Source organism: Mesobacillus campisalis, assembly GCF_000986785.1.
Classification (GTDB): domain Bacteria; phylum Bacillota; class Bacilli; order Bacillales; family Cytobacillaceae; genus Mesobacillus_B; species Mesobacillus_B campisalis.
Map to the genome: position 1 here is coordinate 182,542 of NZ_LAYY01000007.1, position 18,546 is coordinate 201,087.

Genomic DNA, 18,546 nt, shown 5'->3' on the forward strand with positions numbered 1-18,546 from the left:
ATGCCTTTTTATTTGCCAACTTAATTTAAAATGGGGTGTAAATGGTGAAAAAGTTAATTGTATTTGCTTTTATTGGGTTCCTTGCCCAATTAATAGATGGGGGATTGGGAATGGGGTATGGTGTCACATCCTCATCACTGCTGCTCGCTTTCAGTATTGCCCCGGCAGTTGCTTCTGCTTCCGTACATTTATCAGAGGTTGTGACGACCGCGGCCTCGGGCATTTCCCATATCAAGTTTGGAAATGTGGATAAACAAACAGTCTACAGGCTGGTGATTCCCGGCTCGATTGGTGCCTTTTTAGGAGCTACTTTCTTGAGCAATCTGCCTGGGGACTTGGCTAGACCTTATATCTCTTTATTTCTTCTTTTCCTTGGTGTCTATGTTCTGATAAGGTTCTTGTTCAACTTCCGCCCGTCCGAAGAAAAAAAGAACATTTCCCTCAGCCGGAAGCAGTCCATTCCCTTGGGGCTTATCGCCGGTTTTGCTGATGCAACCGGAGGGGGAGGCTGGGGGCCAATTGCTACCCCTGTGCTTTTATCAAAAAAAGGAATGAGCGCCAGAAAGGTAGTTGGAACTGTGGATACAAGCGAGTTTGCCATCGCCGTTTCCGCAACAATCGGTTTTCTTATCTCCCTCGGTTGGGCCCAGGTCAATTGGTTTTGGGTGGCAGCTCTGATGATTGGCGGTGTCATTGCGGCTCCAATCGCAGCCTGGATGGTTCAGAAAGTCCATGCACAATTAATGGGGGTCCTTGTTGGCGGTTTCATCATTTTAGTTAACTCCAGGACGATGGCCCACACCTGGATTGAAGATGCAAGTATCCATCCGTATGTTTATGCCGGGTTGGCATTGCTCTGGCTTGTTTCAATCCTTTATACGATATCCAGGATCAGCAGCTATAAAAAGATGGAAACAGCAGAAGTTCATTCATAATTTAAAGGAAGGCATGGCCTTTGTGTATCTGTTCCTAATGGAAAGAGATTAATGAGAGAGCTTAATATAAATGCATGGATAAATGCCTGGAATTTTTATTTTTTAATGTACATTTTTGATGTGTTAGACATATTTTGAAAAAGAAAATAGCGTATTTGGGGAAGGGCCCGATCAAAACTGGGCTTAATTTTATAAATAAATGTTGACCAGAATGCTCAACAATGAAAAAGGGGAGGCCGCTTATGAAAGTATCGAGCAAAGGAGAATATGCCTTACGTGCACTTCTTGTCCTGGGACAGCAGCAGGGGAAGGTAATTTCCATCCAGGAAATATCCGATAGGACTCTGGTAACTGTCCATTACCTCGAACAGCTGCTCCTTCAGCTGAAAAAGCTGGGGTACGTTTCCAGCAAAAGAGGCGCGAAAGGGGGGTATATCCTCCAAAAGACAACGGAAGAAATCAATATCGGGGAAGTTATCCGCGATTTGGAAGGCCCGCTTTCCCCGATGGGCTGCGCATCATTAACAAAATATGAACCATGCCAGCTCGAGGCCGGCTGTCAATTAAAGCCGCTTTGGTCCCTTGTCAGGGATACAATTGCTTATGTGCTTGAACGCACGACGCTCGCAGACTTGCTGGATAATCGGCTATCATTGGTAAAGGGAGAGGATTTAGTTGTCGTTAAAACACCAAGTTGACCAAAAGGTACTTGAAAAAATAAAGGCCATGCTTGAGAGCCTGGATTTTGGCACTCTGCAAATTACTGTCCATGATTCCCAAATTACGCAAATTGATAAACTTGAAAAGCATCGCTTTCCATTGCAGGCAAAAGAAAAAAAACAGTTAAGAAGCAGGCAATAAAAATGAATAGATGCCGATCGGAATTCCGAAGGCCCTTGTAGTTACTGGCGACCATTGGTTCGCAGCTAACTATGAGGGCTTTTTCTATCGAGAAAAAGCCCTGATAAAAATGGATACTAGGGAGGAAGAACAGTGAAAAAGACAATTTTGGCAATGATATCGGCATTATTGGTGCTTGGGGCAGCAGGATGCTCAAGCAAGACATCTTCACAGGAAGGCGGAGAGGAGAAAGCCCGGGAAAAAGTCGAATTATTAAATGTCTCCTATGACCCGACAAGGGAACTTTATGAAGATTTGAATAAAGAATTTGCCGCTCATTGGCAGGAAGAAACAGGCCAGGAGGTCATAATCAATCAATCGCACGGAGGTTCGGGCAAGCAATCACGTTCCGTTATTGACGGACTGGAAGCTGATGTTGTCACGCTAGCCCTCGCTTATGATATTGACGCTATTGCTGAAGCAGGCATGCTGAGTGAAAAATGGCAGCAAGAGCTCCCGGACAATAGCTCTCCCTACACGTCAACCATTGTCTTCCTTGTACGCAAAGGGAACCCAAAGGGGATAAAAGATTGGGATGATCTTGTGAAACCGGGCGTATCGGTCATTACTCCCAATCCGAAAACATCAGGAGGTGCACGATGGAATTATCTTGCTGCCTGGGGCTATTCATTGAAGCAATCGCAAGGCGATGAACAAAAAGCAGAAGATTTTGTTTCAAAGCTGTATAAGAATGTTCCTGTCCTTGATTCGGGTGCACGGGGATCCACCACCACTTTTGTTGAAAGGGGAATTGGCGACGTCCTTCTTGCCTGGGAAAATGAAGCTTTTTTGTCCATTAATGAACTAGGGGAAGACAAATTTGAAATTGTTGTGCCCTCTGTCAGCATTTTGGCAGAACCGCCAGTGACTGTAGTTGATAAAGTGGCGGAAAAACGGGGGACGGCGGAAGTTGCCAAAGCTTACCTTGATTATTTGTATACAGAGAAAGGGCAAGAATTAGCAGCAAAGCATTATTACCGGCCGCGCTCTTCAGCGGCAATAAAGAAATTTGGAAGCCAGTTCCCGGATATAAACCTTTTTACTATCGATGAGGTGTTTGGCGGATGGAAAAACGCCCAGAAAACCCATTTTGATGATGGTGGAACGTTTGATAAAATTTATCAACCTTAAAGCAAGGGGAGCTTCGATATGAAGATCAATAATAAGAAACACCGGGTTCTTCCCGGATTCGGTCTCTCGATGGGATATACCATCATCTACCTAAGCCTGATTGTGTTAATCCCGGTTACAATCTTGTTCCTAAAAGCATCCACAATGAGCTTGGCCGATTTTTGGGAAACAATCACCAATGAGAGAGTAATAGCTTCCTTTAAGGTTACTTTTCTAACTTCGTTCATTGCAGCCCTGGTAAATGCGGTATTTGGTGCGCTGATTGCCTGGGTTCTTGTAAGATACGACTTTTTCGGCAAAAAAGTCGTCGATGCCCTCGTAGATTTGCCTTTTGCCCTGCCAACGGCAGTCGCAGGGATCGCACTCACGTCGATTTATGCTCCAAACGGATGGTTTGGCCAATATTTTGAACTCCTGGGAGTAAAAATTGCCTTTACACAATGGGGGATTATCGTAGCACTGACCTTTATCGGATTTCCGTTTGTTGTCCGCTCCGTACAGCCGGTCCTGCAGGATATGGATTTCCAGTACGAGGAAGCAGCCAGGACCTTAGGGGCAAATTCGATTCAAACTTTCCTGAAAATTATTTTCCCGGCTATTCTCCCTGCTTTATTAACCGGATTTGCCCTTGCATTTGCAAGGGCGCTGGGTGAATATGGCTCAGTTGTCTTCATTTCGGGCAATATGCCGATGAAAACGGAAATTGTCCCGCTTCTGATCATCACTAAACTCGAGCAGTTTGATTATGCGGGGGCGGCAGCGATTGCCTCTGTCATGCTGTTGTGTTCCTTCTTCCTGCTATTTGCCATCAATTACTGGCAATGGAGAAGCGCAAAAAAACATCAGGCGGGTTAAAGGAGGAGGGTAGACCATATGAAATCGGAACTAGTTAGCCGGCAAAAAAAGCAATCTACAGCCTCAATTACAAAATGGGTGCTCATTGGCAGTGCTTTATCTTTTCTGGGAATCTTTATATTGGTGCCTTTAATCGCCGTTTTTACGGAAGCTTTGAAAAAAGGGGTGGAACTTTATTTCCTGGCTCTCACTGAACCAGAAGCGCTATCCGCAATCAAGCTAACCATGATTACAGCCGCGATAGCCGTTCCGCTTAACACGCTGTTCGGCCTTATTGCGGCCTGGGCGATTACCAAGTTTGAATTTAAAGGGAAAAATATGCTGATTACCCTGATTGATATTCCCTTTGCCGTTTCGCCAGTCATAGCCGGCCTCGTTTTCGTCCTGTTGTTTGGGGCGCAGGGTGTATTTGGACCTTTGCTTGCAGCTTACAATATTAAGATCATTTTTGCTGTACCGGGGATTGTGATTGCGACCATATTCATAACCTTTCCCTTTGTGGTGCGCGAGCTGATCCCGATCATGCAGGAACAGGGCAGCGAGGAAGAACTGGCAGCTCTTACACTTGGGGCCAGCGGCTGGCAGATGTTCCGGAAGGTTACGCTGCCAAATATCAAGTGGGGAGTTCTTTACGGGGTGATTCTTTGCAATGCCAGGGCTATGGGGGAGTTCGGTGCTGTTTCGGTGGTCTCCGGACATATACGCGGCCTGACCAACACTCTGCCATTGCATGTCGAAATTTTATACAACGAATACAACTTTACAGCAGCCTTCGCCTGTGCTTCCTTGCTTGCGATATTGGCTCTGTTCACTTTGTTCCTTAAAACCATCGTTGAAAAAGCAGGAGGTTAAATCATGAGTATCGTTTTAAAGGGTCTATCTAAGACATTTGGACAATTTCCAGCTGTGAAGAAGGTGGAGCTTGAAATTCCAACTGGTGACTTTGTTGCTCTATTAGGACCATCCGGATCGGGCAAAACAACCTTGCTGCGTCTGATCGCCGGCTTGGAGGGTCCCAATTCAGGAGAGATTTTGTTCAATGGTGAGGATTTTACCGCGAAATCGGTAAAGGAACGAAAAGTGGGCTTTGTGTTCCAGCATTATGCGCTTTTCAAGCACATGACCATCTTTGACAATATTGCCTTTGGTTTAAAGGTGAGACCGCGCAAACATCGTCCTTCAAAGGAAGCAATAAATTCCAAAGTAGAGGAACTGCTTAAGCTTGTCCAGCTTGAAGGACTGGGAGAACGTTATCCCTCCCAGCTTTCGGGAGGACAGAGGCAGAGGGTGGCCTTGGCAAGGGCACTGGCCGTAGAGCCTGAAGTGCTTCTGCTGGATGAACCGTTCGGAGCGCTGGATGCCAAAGTGCGCCAGGAATTGCGGGGCTGGCTGCGGGAGCTTCATCAGAAGCTGAATATTACCACTGTTTTTGTCACCCACGACCAGGAGGAGGCCATGGAAATGGCCGATACCGTTGTGGTGATGAACAACGGCAGAATCGAGCAGACCGGAAGCCCCGAGAATGTTTATGAAAACCCGGTAACCCCATTTGTCTACAGCTTTTTAGGAAGAGTCAACGAATTCCGCGGAAATTCGCTGGAAAACTATACACCATACGGAGTCGATAAGCCTTTTTCAGATAAAGAGGTGGGATACATCCGCCCCCATGAAATTGGATTAAGCCGGACTTTTGTTAATAATAGCTATCCTGCGGAAGTGTCGCATGTGAACAAAGTGGGGGCAGCAGTACGGATTGAGCTAAGACGTCTGGACACTGACGATTTATTTGAAGCAGAGTTGAGTGCGGAAAAATACAACATAATGGGTGGATTAAAAAGAGGCGATCAATTGTTCGCAGAATTTCAAAATCTGGTTATTTTTAACGGAAATACTTTACGGAATTCCGAATTCGAACTTCCACCATCAAATCTGGTACTGCGTCCAGAGGAAGTGCGAAGTTAGCAGGCCCGCTGTCCGACTAATAGTGTGATGACGAATGTTTGGTCACCAAGGGAGCGAATGATATAATAGGAAGAATCTTATTTTACCTTGGAGGCACTATGCTAACATTCGAAGAAAAACTAGCTATTATTGAAGAGTTTTCCGAACTAGAGCGGAAAAATGTATCATTGAAAAGAGTCAACTTTCATTTTGAAGGCAGTGCGGACGACAAGAAAAATGTAGTTTATCACCTGCATCCCAATGGAAATGGTTTTGTTTATGCCGGAAAACTGGGAGGTTATGAGACAGACAGCAAAGGAATGGTCAACATTCGGGACTATTCCAAGGAAGAGCTAAGACACCTCCTGAAAGAAGCAATTGAATCACTAAAACCAAATCCTCATGAAGAAGCGGTGATTGGTGAAGCCGACGAAGAGCGCTGGGTCAACGACGAAAAACATAGTCTCATCCTCGTGCAGGAAGATGATATGTGGAATGTGTATGCCGGCTTAAACCTTGATGGCACTTTCCCCTCGTATAACGAAGCCAGGCAATACCTGGAAGAGGAAGGCTTCAGCCGCGGGAAATAAGGATTTGTAGAAGCGGAACTTCCATGAGGAGGTTCCGCTTTTTAATACATATGATGGAAAGAATAACGGAAAAGGTCCCTTTCACAAGGAAGGACAATAGCATCATCTTGAGGAAATAGGAATAGAGAATATTTAAATGGGGTGGAGAAGATGATTAAAAGTACACAAGCTTCAGAGTTTATTCAGTCGGAAGAAGAACTTCGTGCGCTTATTGGTTATCCCAGTGAACTGGTACGCAACAAAGTGATAGATTGCATTGACCATCATGTGGCTGATTATATTTCCAGGTCACCTTTTTTGGTTTTGGCGACAGCTGACGAAAAGGGTTTTTGCGATTCATCGCCTAAGGGCGACGCTCAGGGTTTTGTTCACGTTTTAAATGAGAAACAGCTCGTTATTCCGGAAAGGCCTGGCAATAAACGAATCGACTCACTTCGGAATATTCTGGCCAACCCTAGAGTTGGTCTGCTCTTTTTTATTCCTGGCCTGGGGGAGACTTTGAGGGTAAACGGCAAGGCGGCGCTCGTAAAGGATGAGAAGCTGCTGGAAAGGCTTGCGGTAAGAGGAAAAAAACCGCTATTGGGAATAATGGTTGAGGTAGAAGAGTGCTATATTCATTGTGCCAAAGCCTTTAAGCGTTCCGAGTTATGGGAGCCCGGGAGCTGGAGCGCCCAATCTGAACTGCCGGCAGCCGCAAAGATTATTTCCGACCATGCACGGATGCATGGACATAGTGCGGATTCCATACAGGAAAGCTTGAATGAAAGTTATGCAAAACGGCTTTATTAACGGATTTTTAATAAGGGAAAGATAAATCAGAAAATCATGAATTTTGATGAATATTTTCGCTGGTCTTCGTGAGTATATTTTCCTATAATTGATATAGGGATAAAATACTATATGAATATGGGGGCTAGCAAGATGAATAAAAACAAAGAAATGCCAGTCTTTTATAATGGAAGCGGGCTGGAGTACATAAAACCTTTTAAGAAAGATTTTACAAAGGAACATGTGATTAAACCGATCAATGCAGTAAAAAACAATCTGCAGTTTCCGGTATTTCCTAATCTTGACAACAAATAATCCTTCCAATTATTGCTAATGAGGCTGATTCCTTAAGGAATCAGCCTTTCAAAATGGTGATTAATATACTTTATCTCCATTGAAAATCGAATTCTTCACTACTACATAATCAACATTGCGGATGGCACTAAGCTTGTCTCCGCCTGCATAGGAGATGGAAGACTGAAGGTCCTGCTCCATTTCTGTCAAAGTATCCTGCAATGGACCTTTGTATTCGACATACATTTTCTTGCCTTCAACGTTTTTCTTTTCACCTTTTTGGAATTCGGAAGCAGATCCGAAGTACTCTTTGTACATTTTGCCGTCTTTCTCGACAGTTTCGCCTGGAGATTCCTCATGACCGGCGAACAGGGAGCCAATCATGACCATTGTTGCCCCAAAACGGACAGATTTGGCAATATCTCCATGTGTCCGGATACCTCCGTCGGCAATCACAGGCTTGCTGGCCGCTTTTGCACACCAGCGAAGCGCAGCCAACTGCCAGCCCCCAGTGCCGAACCCGGTTTTAATCTTTGTGATGCAGACTTTTCCCGGTCCAATCCCGACTTTGGTTGCATCGGCACCAGCATGTTCCAGTTCCCTGACAGCTTCCGGTGTACCAACATTGCCAGCGATGACAAAGCTTGAAGGCAAATAATTTTTAATATGTTTAATCATTTCAATCACGGCATTTGAATGTCCATGAGCTATGTCGATCGTAATGTATTCAGGAACAAGATCTTCCTCGGCGAGCTGGCGGATGAATCCGTATTCTTCCTCTTTAACGCCTACACTGATTGAAGCGTACAAGCTGCGGGCTTTCATATCTTTGACAAAATCCATTCTTTTCTCAGGCTCAAAACGATGCATGATATAAAAGTAACCGTTCTCAGCCAAATACAGGGCAATTTTTTCATCTATGATTGTCTGCATATTGGCAGGTACGACTGGCAGTTTGAAGGTGCGGCCTCCGAGAGTGACCGATGTATCGCATTCTGAACGGCTGTTAACCACACATTTTGCAGGAATCAATTGAATATCTTCGTAATCAAATACATTTTCCATAAGTTACACCCCTAAAGACGAATATTATTTTTATTTAAATAAAAATCGTTCGGACATTGGTAATATACCTTAATTTATGGATCCTGTCAAAGGATTTTAATTTTTTACAGGGTGAATAACCGAATGTTGTTGATGCCAAAAGAGAATAACACTTACTTTATAGCGAAAACTAGGGAAATAAGTGGTTGAAAGGAGGATTTTAATTGGTTACCTTTAAGGATATCGTTCAGGCAAACGAAAAAATGAAGGGAGTTGTTCACCGCACGCCATTGGATTACTCCAAGACCTTCAGCAGCCTCTCGGACAATGAAGTGTTTCTAAAACTTGAAAACTTGCAAAAAACTGGTTCTTTTAAGGTTCGGGGATCTTATAACAAAATGATTTCCCTTAAAAAAGAAGAAGTGGAAAAAGGAGTGGTAGCCGCTTCGGCAGGCAATCATGCCCAAGGTGTTGCCTATTCAAGCAGCATGCTAGGAATTCCGTGCAAAATCGTGATGCCGCAAGGGGCTCCTCTCAGCAAGGTGGAAGCCACAAGAAGCTATGGAGCTGAGGTAATATTGGAAGGCAGCGTGTTTGATGAAGCTCTTGACTATGCTTATGAACTGCATCGGCGCTCTGGTGCCGCATTTGTCCATGCCTTTGATGACCAGGCCATCATTGCAGGGCAGGGAACGGTCGGTCTCGAGATCATGGAGCAGCTGCCAGATGCAGATGCAATCATTTGCCCTGTAGGGGGAGGCGGCTTGATTGCTGGAATAGCTGCCGCTGTAAAAGAAAAGAAACCATCCATTCAGGTTTATGGAGTCGAAGCGATGGCGTGCCCGAGCATGGCCCAGTCGCTTAAGGTAGGGGAAATTATCACCTTTGATGCCAGCCCAACGATGGCTGATGGAATTGCCGTAAAAACACCGGGCAAATTAACATACGATTTGGTCCAAAAATATGTGGATGACATTTTTACGGTAGACGAAATGCAAATTGCCCAAAGTATGCTAATGCTGCTTGAACGGAATAAATTGCTGGTTGAGGGCTCTGGTGCGGTTTCCCTTGCAGCGATATTATCAGACAAGCTGCCAGTAAGGAATAAAAAAGTGGCTGCAGTAATAAGCGGAGGCAACGTCGATGTAAGCTTTATTTCGAGAATTATTGAGCGAGGGATGGTTGAATCCGGACGCTTTGTACGATACAGCATAATTTTAAAAGACAGGCCGGGAAACCTTGAAAGTGTTCTCGAAGTGGTTACAGAACTACGCGGAAATATTTTGGACATCTCTTTGAATCATATGGGAAGCAAGATTTATCCCGGTTATGCGCAATTGAATCTTTCAGTCGAATCAAGGGATTCTGCTCATATTGAAGTGATATCCAGGGCCCTAAAGGCCAAAGGGTTTGCAGCAGAGGTCATGCAGTAGTTCATATCGTGTTAGATAAAGGAGAATGTCCCGTCGGGGCTTCTCCTTATTTGTCATCTTAGCCAATGTTTACTGGTATTTGAGTGCTGGAGAAGACGAGATGAAAAATTTTAAAAAGATTTGAACCAAACAATACCTTCGGGCGTCATATAAATGACCGCATAAGAAAGGGGCATTTTATGGATCAAGAGGAGGACCTGGTTTTAATACAAAAAGCGCTGAAGGAAGATGATGATGCCTTTGCCCAGCTTTTTCAAAAGTATGACAGCTTCTTATTCAAATACCTTTTGAAATTGACGCTGGATGAGGAAATGAGCAGGGACCTTGCCCAGGAGACCATGCTCAGGTGCTATACGCATTTAACTTCCTTTAAAGCCGAGTCAAAATTTTCGACGTGGATGGTTTCGATAGCTTCCAGGCTGTATATTGACCAGCTGCGAAAGCAAAAGCGGGAAAGGAAATGGATGGAATTTATGAAACGGAACCTGTCCCGCCAGCTTTCCTGGCAGGCAAATACCCGGGGAATGGAATGGAGTGATGCGTTTGCTGATTTCAATCAATTGGAGGCCGAAGCAAGGATTCCAATCCTGCTGCACCACTATTACGGCTACACCTATGAGGAAATCGGGGAAATTATGGGTGTCCGGGCCGGGACCGTCAAATCACGTGTTCATTATGGCTTGAAACAGCTAAGGAAGGAGTGAGATGGTGAACATGAAGGAAGATCAGGAACAGTTAAAGGCACTGAAACGGGATTGGAAACAGCTGGATGAACTGGGTGACTGCTCTCCGGCCTCGCTTATGGAGATGAAAGCCCAGCTCGCATCCTTAAAGGTGAAACAGAAGAAAAAACTTTACAGGGAATTATGCATCTTTTTATCTATTGCCGTTTTTATCTTAAGCATGATTGTTATGGGCATCTTGAAGCAGCCCTCCCTTTTTATTGCCCTCCAGGCTGGAGCAAGCCTCCTTGCCCCAATGGTCCTTTATGTTCTTTTTAAAAGAAAGAAGCAGGAAGGAAAGGTATATTCATGACGCCTTTGGAACAATACGTGCTCTTGCCGCTGCTTATATTGGTTTTGCTGACACAAAGTACGCTGCTGTTCATTGATGCGAAGAAAAAGGGCAGCTTTGCCTGGTTTTGGGGTCTCTGGGGACTTATTCAATTTCCTTTGCCAACGTTGTTTTATTACTTTTTTGTCGTTCGGGCGCATAGAAGAAAAAGAAGATAGAAAAAGAGGGAGAGATGTTGGATGGATATCTTGTCTGGGGTGAACTGGGCGCTGATTGCCCCGCTGATTGTGCTGCAGGCCATTCTGATGGTGGCTGCACTGGCCAGCTGCCTGAAGCAGGAGGAAACGAATGGTCCTAAGGGAATGTGGATCCTCGTCATTATTTTTGTGAATATCATTGGTCCCGTTCTCTACTTTGTCATTGGACGCAGAAGTGCTTAGGGGGAGATTAGCATGTTAGTCACTGTCGAGAACTTATCGAAACACTATAAAGACCATAAGGCTGTCAATTCCATATCATTTTCAATAGAAAAAGGCCGATGCATCGCCTTGCTTGGACCAAACGGAGCAGGAAAGACAACCACCCTGCAGATGCTTGCCGGCCTGCTGGAACCTACATCAGGGAAAATCACCTTTGCCGGCTATGCCCAGAAGGATTACAGACCATTGATTGGTTTTCTGCCCCAGCATCCTGCGTTTTTCAACTGGATGACAGCTCGGGAGTTTCTTCAGTTTGCAGGAGGGCTGTCGCATGTTCCGAAGAAAAAATTGGCGGCGCGCATCGAAGAGACTTTATCCTTTGTTTCACTGGAGGAAGTGAAAAACAAGAAGATCGGCAGTTTTTCCGGAGGGATGAAGCAGCGGCTGGGCATGGCACAAGCTTTATTACATGAGCCGGAGCTTCTTATACTGGATGAGCCGGTGTCTGCCCTGGATCCTTCGGGGAGAAGGGATGTTCTGAAATTAATTGAACAGCTCAAAGAACGGATGACCATTCTTTTTTCGACACATATTCTGCATGATGCCGAGCAAGTATGCGAGGAAATTTTGATGCTGAAAGATGGCCAACTGAAGTGGAACGGCCCGCTGGAATCGTTAAAAACAGAGTTTGACACATTGGCAGTCAAAATTGTGACAGAAGAGCCGCTTTTTGGAGTGCTTGAACCGCTGGACTTTATTGGCGATATTGAATACCTTGATAATCACGCGGCGAAGTTTAGGATGGATGACCAAACAAAGGTAAACCAGCTTCTCCACGCACTGTTAAAGGCGGAAAAGACACTGCTTCACTATGAAATTATTCAAGACTCTTTGGAAGACGCATATATGAAGGTGATGGAGCGATGAAAAATTTTTTTATTCTTTTTAAAAAAGAGATGAAAGAAAGCGTGCGCAATGGCAAGTGGATCTGGCTTCCCATTGTACTGATGATCATTGGAGTATCACAGCCGCTGACCAGCTATTATATGCCCCAAATACTGGAGGCAGCGGGGAATCTTCCGGAAGGCGCTGTTATTGATATCCCGACGCCGACAGGGGAAGAAGTGTTGATTGGCACGCTATCCCAATATGGAACGATTGGTTCACTTTTGTTTGTTCTGTCGATGATGGGTGTGATCTCACAGGAAAGGCAGAATGGCTCCCTGACACTTGTGATGGTTCGGCCAGTAAGCGCTATGCAGTATATCGGAAGCAAGTTCCTCGCCCAGCTTAGTATCTTATTTTCAGCATTGGCAGCCAGTTATCTTTTAACCTGGTATTATACAAATTTATTGTTCAACTATGTTCCCTGGCAGCTAATGCTGACAAGCTTTTTGGTGTACAGTCTCTGGATTGTCTTTATTGCCGCTGTCACCATTTTTGCCGGAACGCTGCTTCGAAGCAGCGGGGGAATAGCCGGAGCAAGCATATTGTTTCTTTCTTTAATCAGCCTGCTTACGACCTTGCTGCCTAAATACATGAAATGGAGCCCGGCCAGCCTGCGGACACAAGCATCGACCCTGCTGATGGAAGGTCCATGGGACTCTGCGAGCTGGCTTGTTGTATACAGCACCATTGGACTTTCACTGCTGCTGTTCAGCCTGGCTGTCTTTGGCTTCAAACGTTTTGAAAGCTTTGGAAGCTAGGGGGCCAGGGTCCTCCTGTATGATTAGCACGGATGACGGACAATAGGTTTGAGTTTCTGGACAATAGAACTTCATTTCCGGACAATAGAACTGGTTTTCCTGTAAATAAAAGCTGGTTTCTCGACAATAGAATTTTCTCCGGATAATAGGTTTGCGTTCCCCGACAATAGAACTTCATGTCTGGACAATAGAATTGGGATTGCCGCTAATAAAAACTGTTTTTCGGACAATAGGATTCGCTTCGAACAATAGGGCTGCGTTTCCCGACAATAGAACTTCATTTCCGGACAATAGAACTGGGATAGCAGCTAATAAAAGCTGTTTTACGGACAATAGAACTGGGTGTTCCGCAAATAAAATAATCGACTAAACCCGGAAAATAAAACAGGCAAGGCAGTGAGACTGCCTTGCCCTTATTTATGAGGAAAAAGCCGGAGCTGTTTAGCCGCGTCTTCCGCCTCTGCCGCCTCGTTTTGTCTCTGTGTTGCGCTTGAGGGAAGATAAGTTCTCCTCACTGGATTTTAAAAACTTGGCCATTTTGTCTTCAAAGCTCTCTTTTGGCTTGAAGCCACCTTTGGAACGAAAGTCTTTTGAGCGGTTATCCGGCCTGCCTTGGCGCGGCGGACGCTGGGAATAAGAAGACTGTCCTTCCGGGCGGTCGATTGCTTTCTTGATCGAGAGAGCAATTTTCCCATCCTTTTCGCTTAGGACTTTCACTTCAACTTCGTCGCCCACTTTAAGGTGGTCATTTACATCTTTGACATAGCTGTCTGCTACTTCGCTGATGTGGACAAGGCCTGTAGTTCCTCCCGGTAGTTCAACGAAAGCTCCGAAGTTAGTGATTCCTGTTACTTTACCTTTTACTTTGCTGCCGATTTCGACTGACATGGAAATATGGTTCCCCCTAAAAAATTGTTAAACACACTTTATTATAGCAAATTAGGGATAAAAATCACCTCTAAACTATTTTCCACATATTTTATCTATTTCCATACCGTCATTTATGACTTTCTTAAGTAAATTTTGTCACCATTTTTTGGAGTCGTAGGACCATTGGGAAATGGTCATACTAAAAATCAAATATGAAGAGGTGCGATCAGCTTCATTTATCAAGTTGTGCAAGGGGGAAATACAATGGCAGAAGAAACAGGTGAAAAAAAGGCTGTAAATGGAAAGCAAGCAACTATTGGGGACAGCATCCAAATCATCAAAGGTGAAGAAAAAGGAAAAAAGGGCAAGGTCGTTACCGTGCGTGAAAACTCCGTCATTGCCGAAATCGGCAAAAACCCTAAAAAAGACGAACCGATAAAAACAGTCGTCAACCATAAAAATTACAAAATCATCAAATAAAAGATGCCTGACCCCCAACACAGCACAGCGTCACCGCAACGGGGGTCAGGCACTCTGCGGTGCGCTAATGCTTTACTGTATGTGGGGTCAGGCACCTGAGAGAAGGCACCTGCAAAAAGACACCTGCGAAAAGGCATTTGCGACAATTTAGGGTTGACGAGGGGAACTGTATCATTTAATATTACAGTAAGGTTTGGATTTTTCGGGGGAAATATCTTTAATTCATGATATATAAATTGAAGATACCAACCAGACCTGGAGCTTCAGTGGCTACTTATTAATGGTTGTTGGGAGAGTGAAACAACATGATTACCTTGTATACTTCACCAAGCTGTACGTCTTGCCGAAAGGCGAAAGCGTGGCTTGTGGAACATGAGCTTGACTTTACCGAAAGAAATATAATTACTGATCCTCTCACAGTCGATGAAATCAAATCGATTCTTCGGTTGACTGAAGATGGAACAGATGAAATAATCTCAGCCAAATCAAAAAGCTTTAAAGCGCTGAATGTCGATATAGATTCCCTGCCGCTTCAGGATTTATACCAATTGATCCGGAACAACCCGCAAATGCTGAGAAGGCCGATCATCCAGGATGAAAAGCGATTGCAGGTTGGATACAATGAAGAAGAGATACGCAGCTTTCTCCCGCGCAAACTTCGCAGTTTCCATGCCGTTCAGGCACTAGCCAACTAAAGCCATATAAGTTCGGTCTTGGATAACTATAAACGTACAGGAGGCTGCCATGAACAGTGATTTTACACTTGCCATCCACAGTTTATCATTGCTTGCACTGCGGCCGGATCGGATGGCAACAAGCGATGTGATTTCCGTAAGTGCCGGTGTCCATCCGGTACGGATACGCAAAGTGTTAAGCTTATTGAAAAAGAATGGATTCCTTCAAACCAAGGAAGGGACAGGAGGCGGCTTCATCTTCGCTTCCGAGCCGAGTGACATTACTCTTTGGGACATCTATAAGCTTACCTGTGACGGTGCGCTCAAGCCTAAATGTACCGAATCCAGTGAGGAATGCATCGTCGGGGCCAATATGCATAATGTCCTGTTTTCCATTTTCCTCGGAGCAGAGGAGCATCTTGGAGAGTATTTGAAAAACTACACGATTAAGGAAATAGTCGATTTAGTAAATATGAGGCAGTAATATTTTTTGCTCTAAATGTAAGAAAAAATATTACAGTTTAAATTGGTGTTTTATTTCCATGCGCAGCAGGCTTGCATCAGGATGGATGCTGAAGGGTAAATGACTAGAAGATTCCATTTATCGTTATAGCCGCTGATAAAAATTTAAATAGAAGCAGGTGAGGTTCCATGTTCAATCATAATCCTTTCTTAAAGATTGGTGACTGGGTAAAAGGTGAATCACGCGACGGGCAGCTTATCATTGGATATATTGAAAATCTAAACCATATAGAGGACCTTGTCAGCATAAAAATAGTCACAAGCGACAAAGAAGAAACAATTGGGAAAACGGTCCAAATGTTAACACATCAGGTAAAAAGCCTTCCCGCTGCAACGGTTAACAATAAGGAGCAAATCCGCGCCTTAATTGATTTAGCGCTATCAACTGGAGACGAAGAATGGTTTCTGGAACTTACAGCAAAGCTGAAATCGATGGAACAGCTTGTCAAGGAAGCTATCTATTAACAATGTGAGCTGAAACCAAAAATAGAATTCACCTTAAAAGATCGCTGGCATTTGCTTCAGCGGTCTTTTTTGTTGGTTGCAAAAGCAGCGTTAGGATATTATGGAAGTAGATAAGAAAATAGCTGAGATACATGTTGGAGGGATATAATTGGACATTGGGATAAGTACGTTTGTAGAAACAACGCCTGATACAAAAACGGGGGAGGTAATCAGCCATGCCCAGCGAATTCGGGAAGTGGTCGAGGAAATTGTCCTGGCCGATGAAGTTGGGCTTGATGTATTCGGGGTCGGAGAGCATCACCGTGAAGATTTCGCCGCCTCTTCACCTGCCATTATCCTTGCGGCAGCGGCTTCCCGGACAAAAAATATCAGGCTGACAAGTGCGGTTACGGTGCTGTCATCCGACGATCCAGTGCGGGTGTTCCAGGATTTCGCAACAGTTGATGCCATCTCGAATGGCCGGGCTGAAATCATGGCCGGCCGCGGTTCCTTTATTGAATCGTTTCCGCTGTTTGGCTATGATTTGAACGACTACAATGAATTGTTTGAAGAGAAGCTCGAGCTGCTTTTACAAATAAGGGAAAGCGAAAAAGTGATCTGGAAAGGAGGCCATCGGCCGTCGATTGACAATTTAGGAGTGTACCCAAGACCTGTTCAGAACCCGCTGCCGGTCTGGATTGGCAGCGGCGGGAATTCCGAGTCCGTTGTTCGCGCCGGGCTGCTTGGCCTGCCGCTCGTCCTCGCAATCATTGGGGGACGCCCCCTGCAGTTCGAGCCCCTTGTAAGGCTGTATAAACGGGCAGCAGCCAAAGCTGGACATGATGTTTCCAAACTGCGTGTAGCATCCCATTCACACGGCTTTGTGGCGGAAGACACTGAAAGTGCCGCAGATAAGTTTTTTCCGCCAACACAGCTGGTGATGAGCAAACTGGGCCGTGAGCGAGGCTGGGGGGCGTATACTCGTGAAAGCTTTGATTATGCACGCAGCTTCGAAGGTGCTTTATATGTAGGAGATCCCAAAACTGTTGCCGATAAAATTATCCATCTCCGTAAAAATGTGGGCATTACAAGGTTTATGCTTCATGTCCCGGTTGGAACGATGCCACATGAGGAAGTTATGAAAGCCATTGAGCTGCTCGGAAAAGAAGTTGCACCAATCGTCAGGGAAGAAGTCGCCAAATGGGAAAATGAGAACCCGGATAAATAACAGTATGACAGATTAAAGTCGCAGGGGTGGAGAAACCATGAAAAAAGTGGCGGTGGCAATCATCCATGGAATGGGACAGCAAAAAGTGGACTATGCCAAAAAGATGGCAGAAAGGTTGAGAAGGATGGTATACGAAAAGTCGCCTACCTTTGTGACCAATCAGGATTCCCAGCTTTCCATAGTGCCTATCTATTGGGCAGATGTATTTGACCCAGGGGAAACAGAGCTGTACAAACGCCTGGTGGTAGACAATAACCTGCGTTTCAAACACCTTAGGAGGTTTATCATTCATTACCTGGCAGATGTGGTTGCCTATCAGCCAGTCGAAACAGCCAAGCATAATTATCATCTCGTTCATGAAAGAGTTTCGAAATCTCTTGGAGACCTCGCACAGCAAGCTGGCCCAGATGCTCCGTTATGCGTCATATCCCATAGCCTGGGGTCTGTGATTGCGAGCAATTATTTTTACGATATGCAAGTAAAGCCTGAGAATGTCGGCTTTTCGATGGAAAATTTAACTCCGCTTGAAAAAGGGGAATCCCTGGCCTTATTTTATACAGTTGGCACGACGTTGCCGTTTTGGAGCCTCAGGTATGATCAATTTGACCGCCCCATCATGATTCCTTCACCCAGGATTGAGGAGCGCTTCCCTGGATATCAAGGAGAATGGATTAATTTTTATGACCGTGATGATGTTCTTGGTTATCCTCTTAAAAACGTTAGTCCCGAGTACAACCGTACAGTTAAAGAGGACCGTGAAGTCAATGCAGGCGGAATGCTGGACAGCTGGAACCCTTTGGCGCATTCCGCCTACTTAACCGATAAGGATGTGCTGGAACCCATCGCCGACGGGCTGGTGAGGCTGTGGAAGCGAATCAATCAGATTGAGCCAATATAAATTGCTGTTTGGAGGCGAAAATCCCCATTAATGGCCATACTAATTTTAATAAATTAGTGGAAGGAGGGGATAGCCATGCCAAGAAAGGCTGCTGCCAAAGAAGAGGAAAGCCAGGGAGGAGAGCAGTCTCCTGAAAAGGAAAATAAAAAGGATGAGATTCAGCAGTTGCAAGACATGTTAGCAGCAGTCCTCAATTACCTTTCGGATGATGAGGTAGAGGAAATTGACATGGAGTATCTTTTGGACCATACAGAGGGGCTTCGGGAATTTTGGAATCAACACCTAGAAAAAAACAGGAAAAAAGTTGAGGAAGAAATAAAAAAATCGCTTGGTGATTTGTCGATTGAGGAGCTGGAAAAAATCAGGGAGCAAATCAAAGAGAAAAAGGAATAACAGACAA

The 18,546-nt window shown here is 44.9% G+C and carries 26 protein-coding genes; 24 read left to right on the forward strand and 2 right to left on the reverse strand.

The genetic code is table 11. The features are described from left to right. Window positions 1-44 precede the first annotated feature (44 nt). The 10 genes from WQ57_RS08440 (at window position 45) to WQ57_RS26595 (ending at window position 7,435) form a co-directional block, all read left to right on the forward strand. Window positions 45-935, forward strand: a complete 891-nt coding sequence (locus tag WQ57_RS08440; RefSeq protein WP_046523362.1) for a sulfite exporter TauE/SafE family protein — start codon at window positions 45-47, stop codon at window positions 933-935. 242 nt (window positions 936-1,177) lie between these two features. After that, window positions 1,178-1,633 carry an RrF2 family transcriptional regulator gene (locus WQ57_RS08445; protein ID WP_046523301.1) on the forward strand — a complete coding sequence of 152 codons (456 nt, stop codon included), beginning with the start codon at window positions 1,178-1,180 and terminating at the stop codon, window positions 1,631-1,633. Continuing rightward, window positions 1,611-1,796: a YezD family protein gene (locus WQ57_RS08450; RefSeq protein ID WP_046523302.1), complete on the forward strand. Its 186-nt coding sequence runs from the start codon at window positions 1,611-1,613 to the stop codon at window positions 1,794-1,796. The genes WQ57_RS08445 and WQ57_RS08450 overlap by 23 nt, the downstream gene beginning before the upstream one ends. A 153-nt stretch (window positions 1,797-1,949) precedes the next feature. Then, window positions 1,950-2,966: a sulfate ABC transporter substrate-binding protein gene (locus tag WQ57_RS08455; RefSeq protein WP_046523363.1), complete on the forward strand. Its 1,017-nt coding sequence runs from the start codon at window positions 1,950-1,952 to the stop codon at window positions 2,964-2,966. 18 nt (window positions 2,967-2,984) lie between these two features. Continuing rightward, window positions 2,985-3,821, forward strand: a complete 837-nt coding sequence (gene cysT, locus WQ57_RS08460; RefSeq protein WP_046523303.1) for a sulfate ABC transporter permease subunit CysT — start codon at window positions 2,985-2,987, stop codon at window positions 3,819-3,821. A gap of 18 nt (window positions 3,822-3,839) precedes the next feature. Beyond that, window positions 3,840-4,673, forward strand: coding sequence for a sulfate ABC transporter permease subunit CysW (gene cysW, locus WQ57_RS08465; RefSeq protein ID WP_046523304.1), 834 nt, complete (start codon window positions 3,840-3,842; stop codon window positions 4,671-4,673). Between the two features lie 3 nt (window positions 4,674-4,676). Next, the gene (locus WQ57_RS08470) at window positions 4,677-5,783 is read left to right on the forward strand and encodes a sulfate/molybdate ABC transporter ATP-binding protein (RefSeq protein ID WP_046523305.1); all 1,107 of its coding nucleotides are present in this window, start codon (window positions 4,677-4,679) and stop codon (window positions 5,781-5,783) included. A gap of 98 nt (window positions 5,784-5,881) precedes the next feature. Further along, window positions 5,882-6,352 carry a hypothetical protein gene (locus WQ57_RS08475; protein ID WP_046523306.1) on the forward strand — a complete coding sequence of 157 codons (471 nt, stop codon included), beginning with the start codon at window positions 5,882-5,884 and terminating at the stop codon, window positions 6,350-6,352. A gap of 150 nt (window positions 6,353-6,502) precedes the next feature. After that, a complete protein-coding gene (locus WQ57_RS08480) occupies window positions 6,503-7,141 on the forward strand; it encodes a pyridoxamine 5'-phosphate oxidase family protein (RefSeq protein ID WP_046523307.1) in 639 nt (212 codons plus the stop codon). 132 nt (window positions 7,142-7,273) lie between these two features. Then, the gene (locus WQ57_RS26595) at window positions 7,274-7,435 is read left to right on the forward strand and encodes a hypothetical protein (RefSeq protein WP_156183091.1); all 162 of its coding nucleotides are present in this window, start codon (window positions 7,274-7,276) and stop codon (window positions 7,433-7,435) included. A 60-nt stretch (window positions 7,436-7,495) separates the two neighbouring features. On the opposite strand, the gene guaC is transcribed toward WQ57_RS26595, so the two are convergent. After that, window positions 7,496-8,479, reverse strand: a complete 984-nt coding sequence (gene guaC, locus WQ57_RS08485; protein WP_046523308.1) for a GMP reductase — start codon at window positions 8,477-8,479, stop codon at window positions 7,496-7,498. Window positions 8,480-8,682: 203 nt separating this feature from the next. Here guaC and ilvA point away from each other — a divergent pair, with 203 nt between their 5' ends. From ilvA to WQ57_RS08520, 7 genes are all read left to right on the forward strand, one after another. Continuing rightward, window positions 8,683-9,891 carry a threonine ammonia-lyase gene (gene ilvA, locus WQ57_RS08490; protein ID WP_046523309.1) on the forward strand — a complete coding sequence of 403 codons (1,209 nt, stop codon included), beginning with the start codon at window positions 8,683-8,685 and terminating at the stop codon, window positions 9,889-9,891. Window positions 9,892-10,070: 179 nt separating this feature from the next. After that, window positions 10,071-10,595 (forward strand): RNA polymerase sigma factor SigY, encoded by a 525-nt coding sequence (sigY, locus tag WQ57_RS08495; protein WP_046523310.1) that lies wholly within the window; start codon window positions 10,071-10,073, stop codon window positions 10,593-10,595. Between the two features lies 1 nt (window position 10,596). Further along, the gene (locus WQ57_RS08500; RefSeq protein ID WP_046523311.1) at window positions 10,597-10,926 is read left to right on the forward strand and encodes a YxlC family protein; all 330 of its coding nucleotides are present in this window, start codon (window positions 10,597-10,599) and stop codon (window positions 10,924-10,926) included. Continuing rightward, window positions 10,923-11,123: a hypothetical protein gene (locus WQ57_RS08505; protein WP_046523312.1), complete on the forward strand. Its 201-nt coding sequence runs from the start codon at window positions 10,923-10,925 to the stop codon at window positions 11,121-11,123. The genes WQ57_RS08500 and WQ57_RS08505 overlap by 4 nt, the downstream gene beginning before the upstream one ends. Window positions 11,124-11,144: 21 nt before the next feature. Beyond that, complete coding sequence (locus WQ57_RS08510) at window positions 11,145-11,345, forward strand: PLD nuclease N-terminal domain-containing protein (protein ID WP_046523313.1); 201 nt, start codon at window positions 11,145-11,147, stop codon at window positions 11,343-11,345. A gap of 12 nt (window positions 11,346-11,357) precedes the next feature. Next, window positions 11,358-12,251, forward strand: coding sequence for an ABC transporter ATP-binding protein (locus tag WQ57_RS08515; protein WP_046523314.1), 894 nt, complete (start codon window positions 11,358-11,360; stop codon window positions 12,249-12,251). Beyond that, a complete protein-coding gene (locus WQ57_RS08520) occupies window positions 12,248-13,030 on the forward strand; it encodes an ABC transporter permease (protein ID WP_046523315.1) in 783 nt (260 codons plus the stop codon). The genes WQ57_RS08515 and WQ57_RS08520 overlap by 4 nt, the downstream gene beginning before the upstream one ends. Before the next feature lie 441 nt (window positions 13,031-13,471). On the opposite strand, the gene WQ57_RS08525 is transcribed toward WQ57_RS08520, so the two are convergent. After that, window positions 13,472-13,918 carry a S1 domain-containing RNA-binding protein gene (locus WQ57_RS08525; protein WP_046523316.1) on the reverse strand — a complete coding sequence of 149 codons (447 nt, stop codon included), beginning with the start codon at window positions 13,916-13,918 and terminating at the stop codon, window positions 13,472-13,474. Between the two features lie 246 nt (window positions 13,919-14,164). Here WQ57_RS08525 and WQ57_RS08530 point away from each other — a divergent pair, with 246 nt between their 5' ends. The 7 genes from WQ57_RS08530 to WQ57_RS08560 all read left to right on the forward strand — a co-directional run bounded on the left by WQ57_RS08530 (window position 14,165) and on the right by WQ57_RS08560 (window position 18,539). Continuing rightward, complete coding sequence (locus WQ57_RS08530) at window positions 14,165-14,380, forward strand: DUF2187 family protein (protein WP_046523317.1); 216 nt, start codon at window positions 14,165-14,167, stop codon at window positions 14,378-14,380. Window positions 14,381-14,685: 305 nt separating this feature from the next. Beyond that, window positions 14,686-15,075: a transcriptional regulator SpxA gene (spxA, locus tag WQ57_RS08535; protein WP_046523318.1), complete on the forward strand. Its 390-nt coding sequence runs from the start codon at window positions 14,686-14,688 to the stop codon at window positions 15,073-15,075. Window positions 15,076-15,124: 49 nt separating this feature from the next. Continuing rightward, window positions 15,125-15,538 (forward strand): RrF2 family transcriptional regulator, encoded by a 414-nt coding sequence (locus WQ57_RS08540; protein ID WP_046523319.1) that lies wholly within the window; start codon window positions 15,125-15,127, stop codon window positions 15,536-15,538. A 167-nt stretch (window positions 15,539-15,705) separates the two neighbouring features. Beyond that, window positions 15,706-16,041 carry an IDEAL domain-containing protein gene (locus WQ57_RS08545; RefSeq protein ID WP_046523320.1) on the forward strand — a complete coding sequence of 112 codons (336 nt, stop codon included), beginning with the start codon at window positions 15,706-15,708 and terminating at the stop codon, window positions 16,039-16,041. A 148-nt stretch (window positions 16,042-16,189) separates the two neighbouring features. Beyond that, window positions 16,190-17,248: an LLM class flavin-dependent oxidoreductase gene (locus WQ57_RS08550; protein WP_046523321.1), complete on the forward strand. Its 1,059-nt coding sequence runs from the start codon at window positions 16,190-16,192 to the stop codon at window positions 17,246-17,248. A 37-nt stretch (window positions 17,249-17,285) separates the two neighbouring features. Next, window positions 17,286-18,146 (forward strand): hypothetical protein, encoded by an 861-nt coding sequence (locus WQ57_RS08555; protein ID WP_046523322.1) that lies wholly within the window; start codon window positions 17,286-17,288, stop codon window positions 18,144-18,146. A 75-nt stretch (window positions 18,147-18,221) separates the two neighbouring features. Continuing rightward, window positions 18,222-18,539, forward strand: a complete 318-nt coding sequence (locus WQ57_RS08560; protein WP_046523323.1) for a hypothetical protein — start codon at window positions 18,222-18,224, stop codon at window positions 18,537-18,539. The last annotated feature ends 7 nt before the right edge of the window (window positions 18,540-18,546 follow it).

Coding starts and splice junctions, on each gene's coding strand:
- WQ57_RS08445 (WP_046523301.1), top strand. CDS start 1,178: ATGAAAGTATCGAGCAAAGGAGAATATGCCTTACGTGCACTTCTTGTC.
- WQ57_RS08455 (WP_046523363.1), top strand. CDS start 1,950: ATGATATCGGCATTATTGGTGCTTGGGGCAGCAGGATGCTCAAGCAAG.
- cysT (WP_046523303.1), top strand. CDS start 2,985: ATGAAGATCAATAATAAGAAACACCGGGTTCTTCCCGGATTCGGTCTC.
- cysW (WP_046523304.1), top strand. CDS start 3,840: ATGAAATCGGAACTAGTTAGCCGGCAAAAAAAGCAATCTACAGCCTCA.
- WQ57_RS08470 (WP_046523305.1), top strand. CDS start 4,677: ATGAGTATCGTTTTAAAGGGTCTATCTAAGACATTTGGACAATTTCCA.
- WQ57_RS08475 (WP_046523306.1), top strand. CDS start 5,882: ATGCTAACATTCGAAGAAAAACTAGCTATTATTGAAGAGTTTTCCGAA.
- WQ57_RS08480 (WP_046523307.1), top strand. CDS start 6,503: ATGATTAAAAGTACACAAGCTTCAGAGTTTATTCAGTCGGAAGAAGAA.
- WQ57_RS26595 (WP_156183091.1), top strand. CDS start 7,274: ATGAATAAAAACAAAGAAATGCCAGTCTTTTATAATGGAAGCGGGCTG.
- guaC (WP_046523308.1), bottom strand. CDS start 8,479: ATGGAAAATGTATTTGATTACGAAGATATTCAATTGATTCCTGCAAAA.
- sigY (WP_046523310.1), top strand. CDS start 10,071: ATGGATCAAGAGGAGGACCTGGTTTTAATACAAAAAGCGCTGAAGGAA.
- WQ57_RS08500 (WP_046523311.1), top strand. CDS start 10,597: ATGGTGAACATGAAGGAAGATCAGGAACAGTTAAAGGCACTGAAACGG.
- WQ57_RS08505 (WP_046523312.1), top strand. CDS start 10,923: ATGACGCCTTTGGAACAATACGTGCTCTTGCCGCTGCTTATATTGGTT.
- WQ57_RS08510 (WP_046523313.1), top strand. CDS start 11,145: ATGGATATCTTGTCTGGGGTGAACTGGGCGCTGATTGCCCCGCTGATT.
- WQ57_RS08515 (WP_046523314.1), top strand. CDS start 11,358: ATGTTAGTCACTGTCGAGAACTTATCGAAACACTATAAAGACCATAAG.
- WQ57_RS08520 (WP_046523315.1), top strand. CDS start 12,248: ATGAAAAATTTTTTTATTCTTTTTAAAAAAGAGATGAAAGAAAGCGTG.
- WQ57_RS08525 (WP_046523316.1), bottom strand. CDS start 13,918: ATGTCAGTCGAAATCGGCAGCAAAGTAAAAGGTAAAGTAACAGGAATC.
- WQ57_RS08530 (WP_046523317.1), top strand. CDS start 14,165: ATGGCAGAAGAAACAGGTGAAAAAAAGGCTGTAAATGGAAAGCAAGCA.
- spxA (WP_046523318.1), top strand. CDS start 14,686: ATGATTACCTTGTATACTTCACCAAGCTGTACGTCTTGCCGAAAGGCG.
- WQ57_RS08540 (WP_046523319.1), top strand. CDS start 15,125: ATGAACAGTGATTTTACACTTGCCATCCACAGTTTATCATTGCTTGCA.
- WQ57_RS08545 (WP_046523320.1), top strand. CDS start 15,706: ATGTTCAATCATAATCCTTTCTTAAAGATTGGTGACTGGGTAAAAGGT.
- WQ57_RS08555 (WP_046523322.1), top strand. CDS start 17,286: ATGAAAAAAGTGGCGGTGGCAATCATCCATGGAATGGGACAGCAAAAA.
- WQ57_RS08560 (WP_046523323.1), top strand. CDS start 18,222: ATGCCAAGAAAGGCTGCTGCCAAAGAAGAGGAAAGCCAGGGAGGAGAG.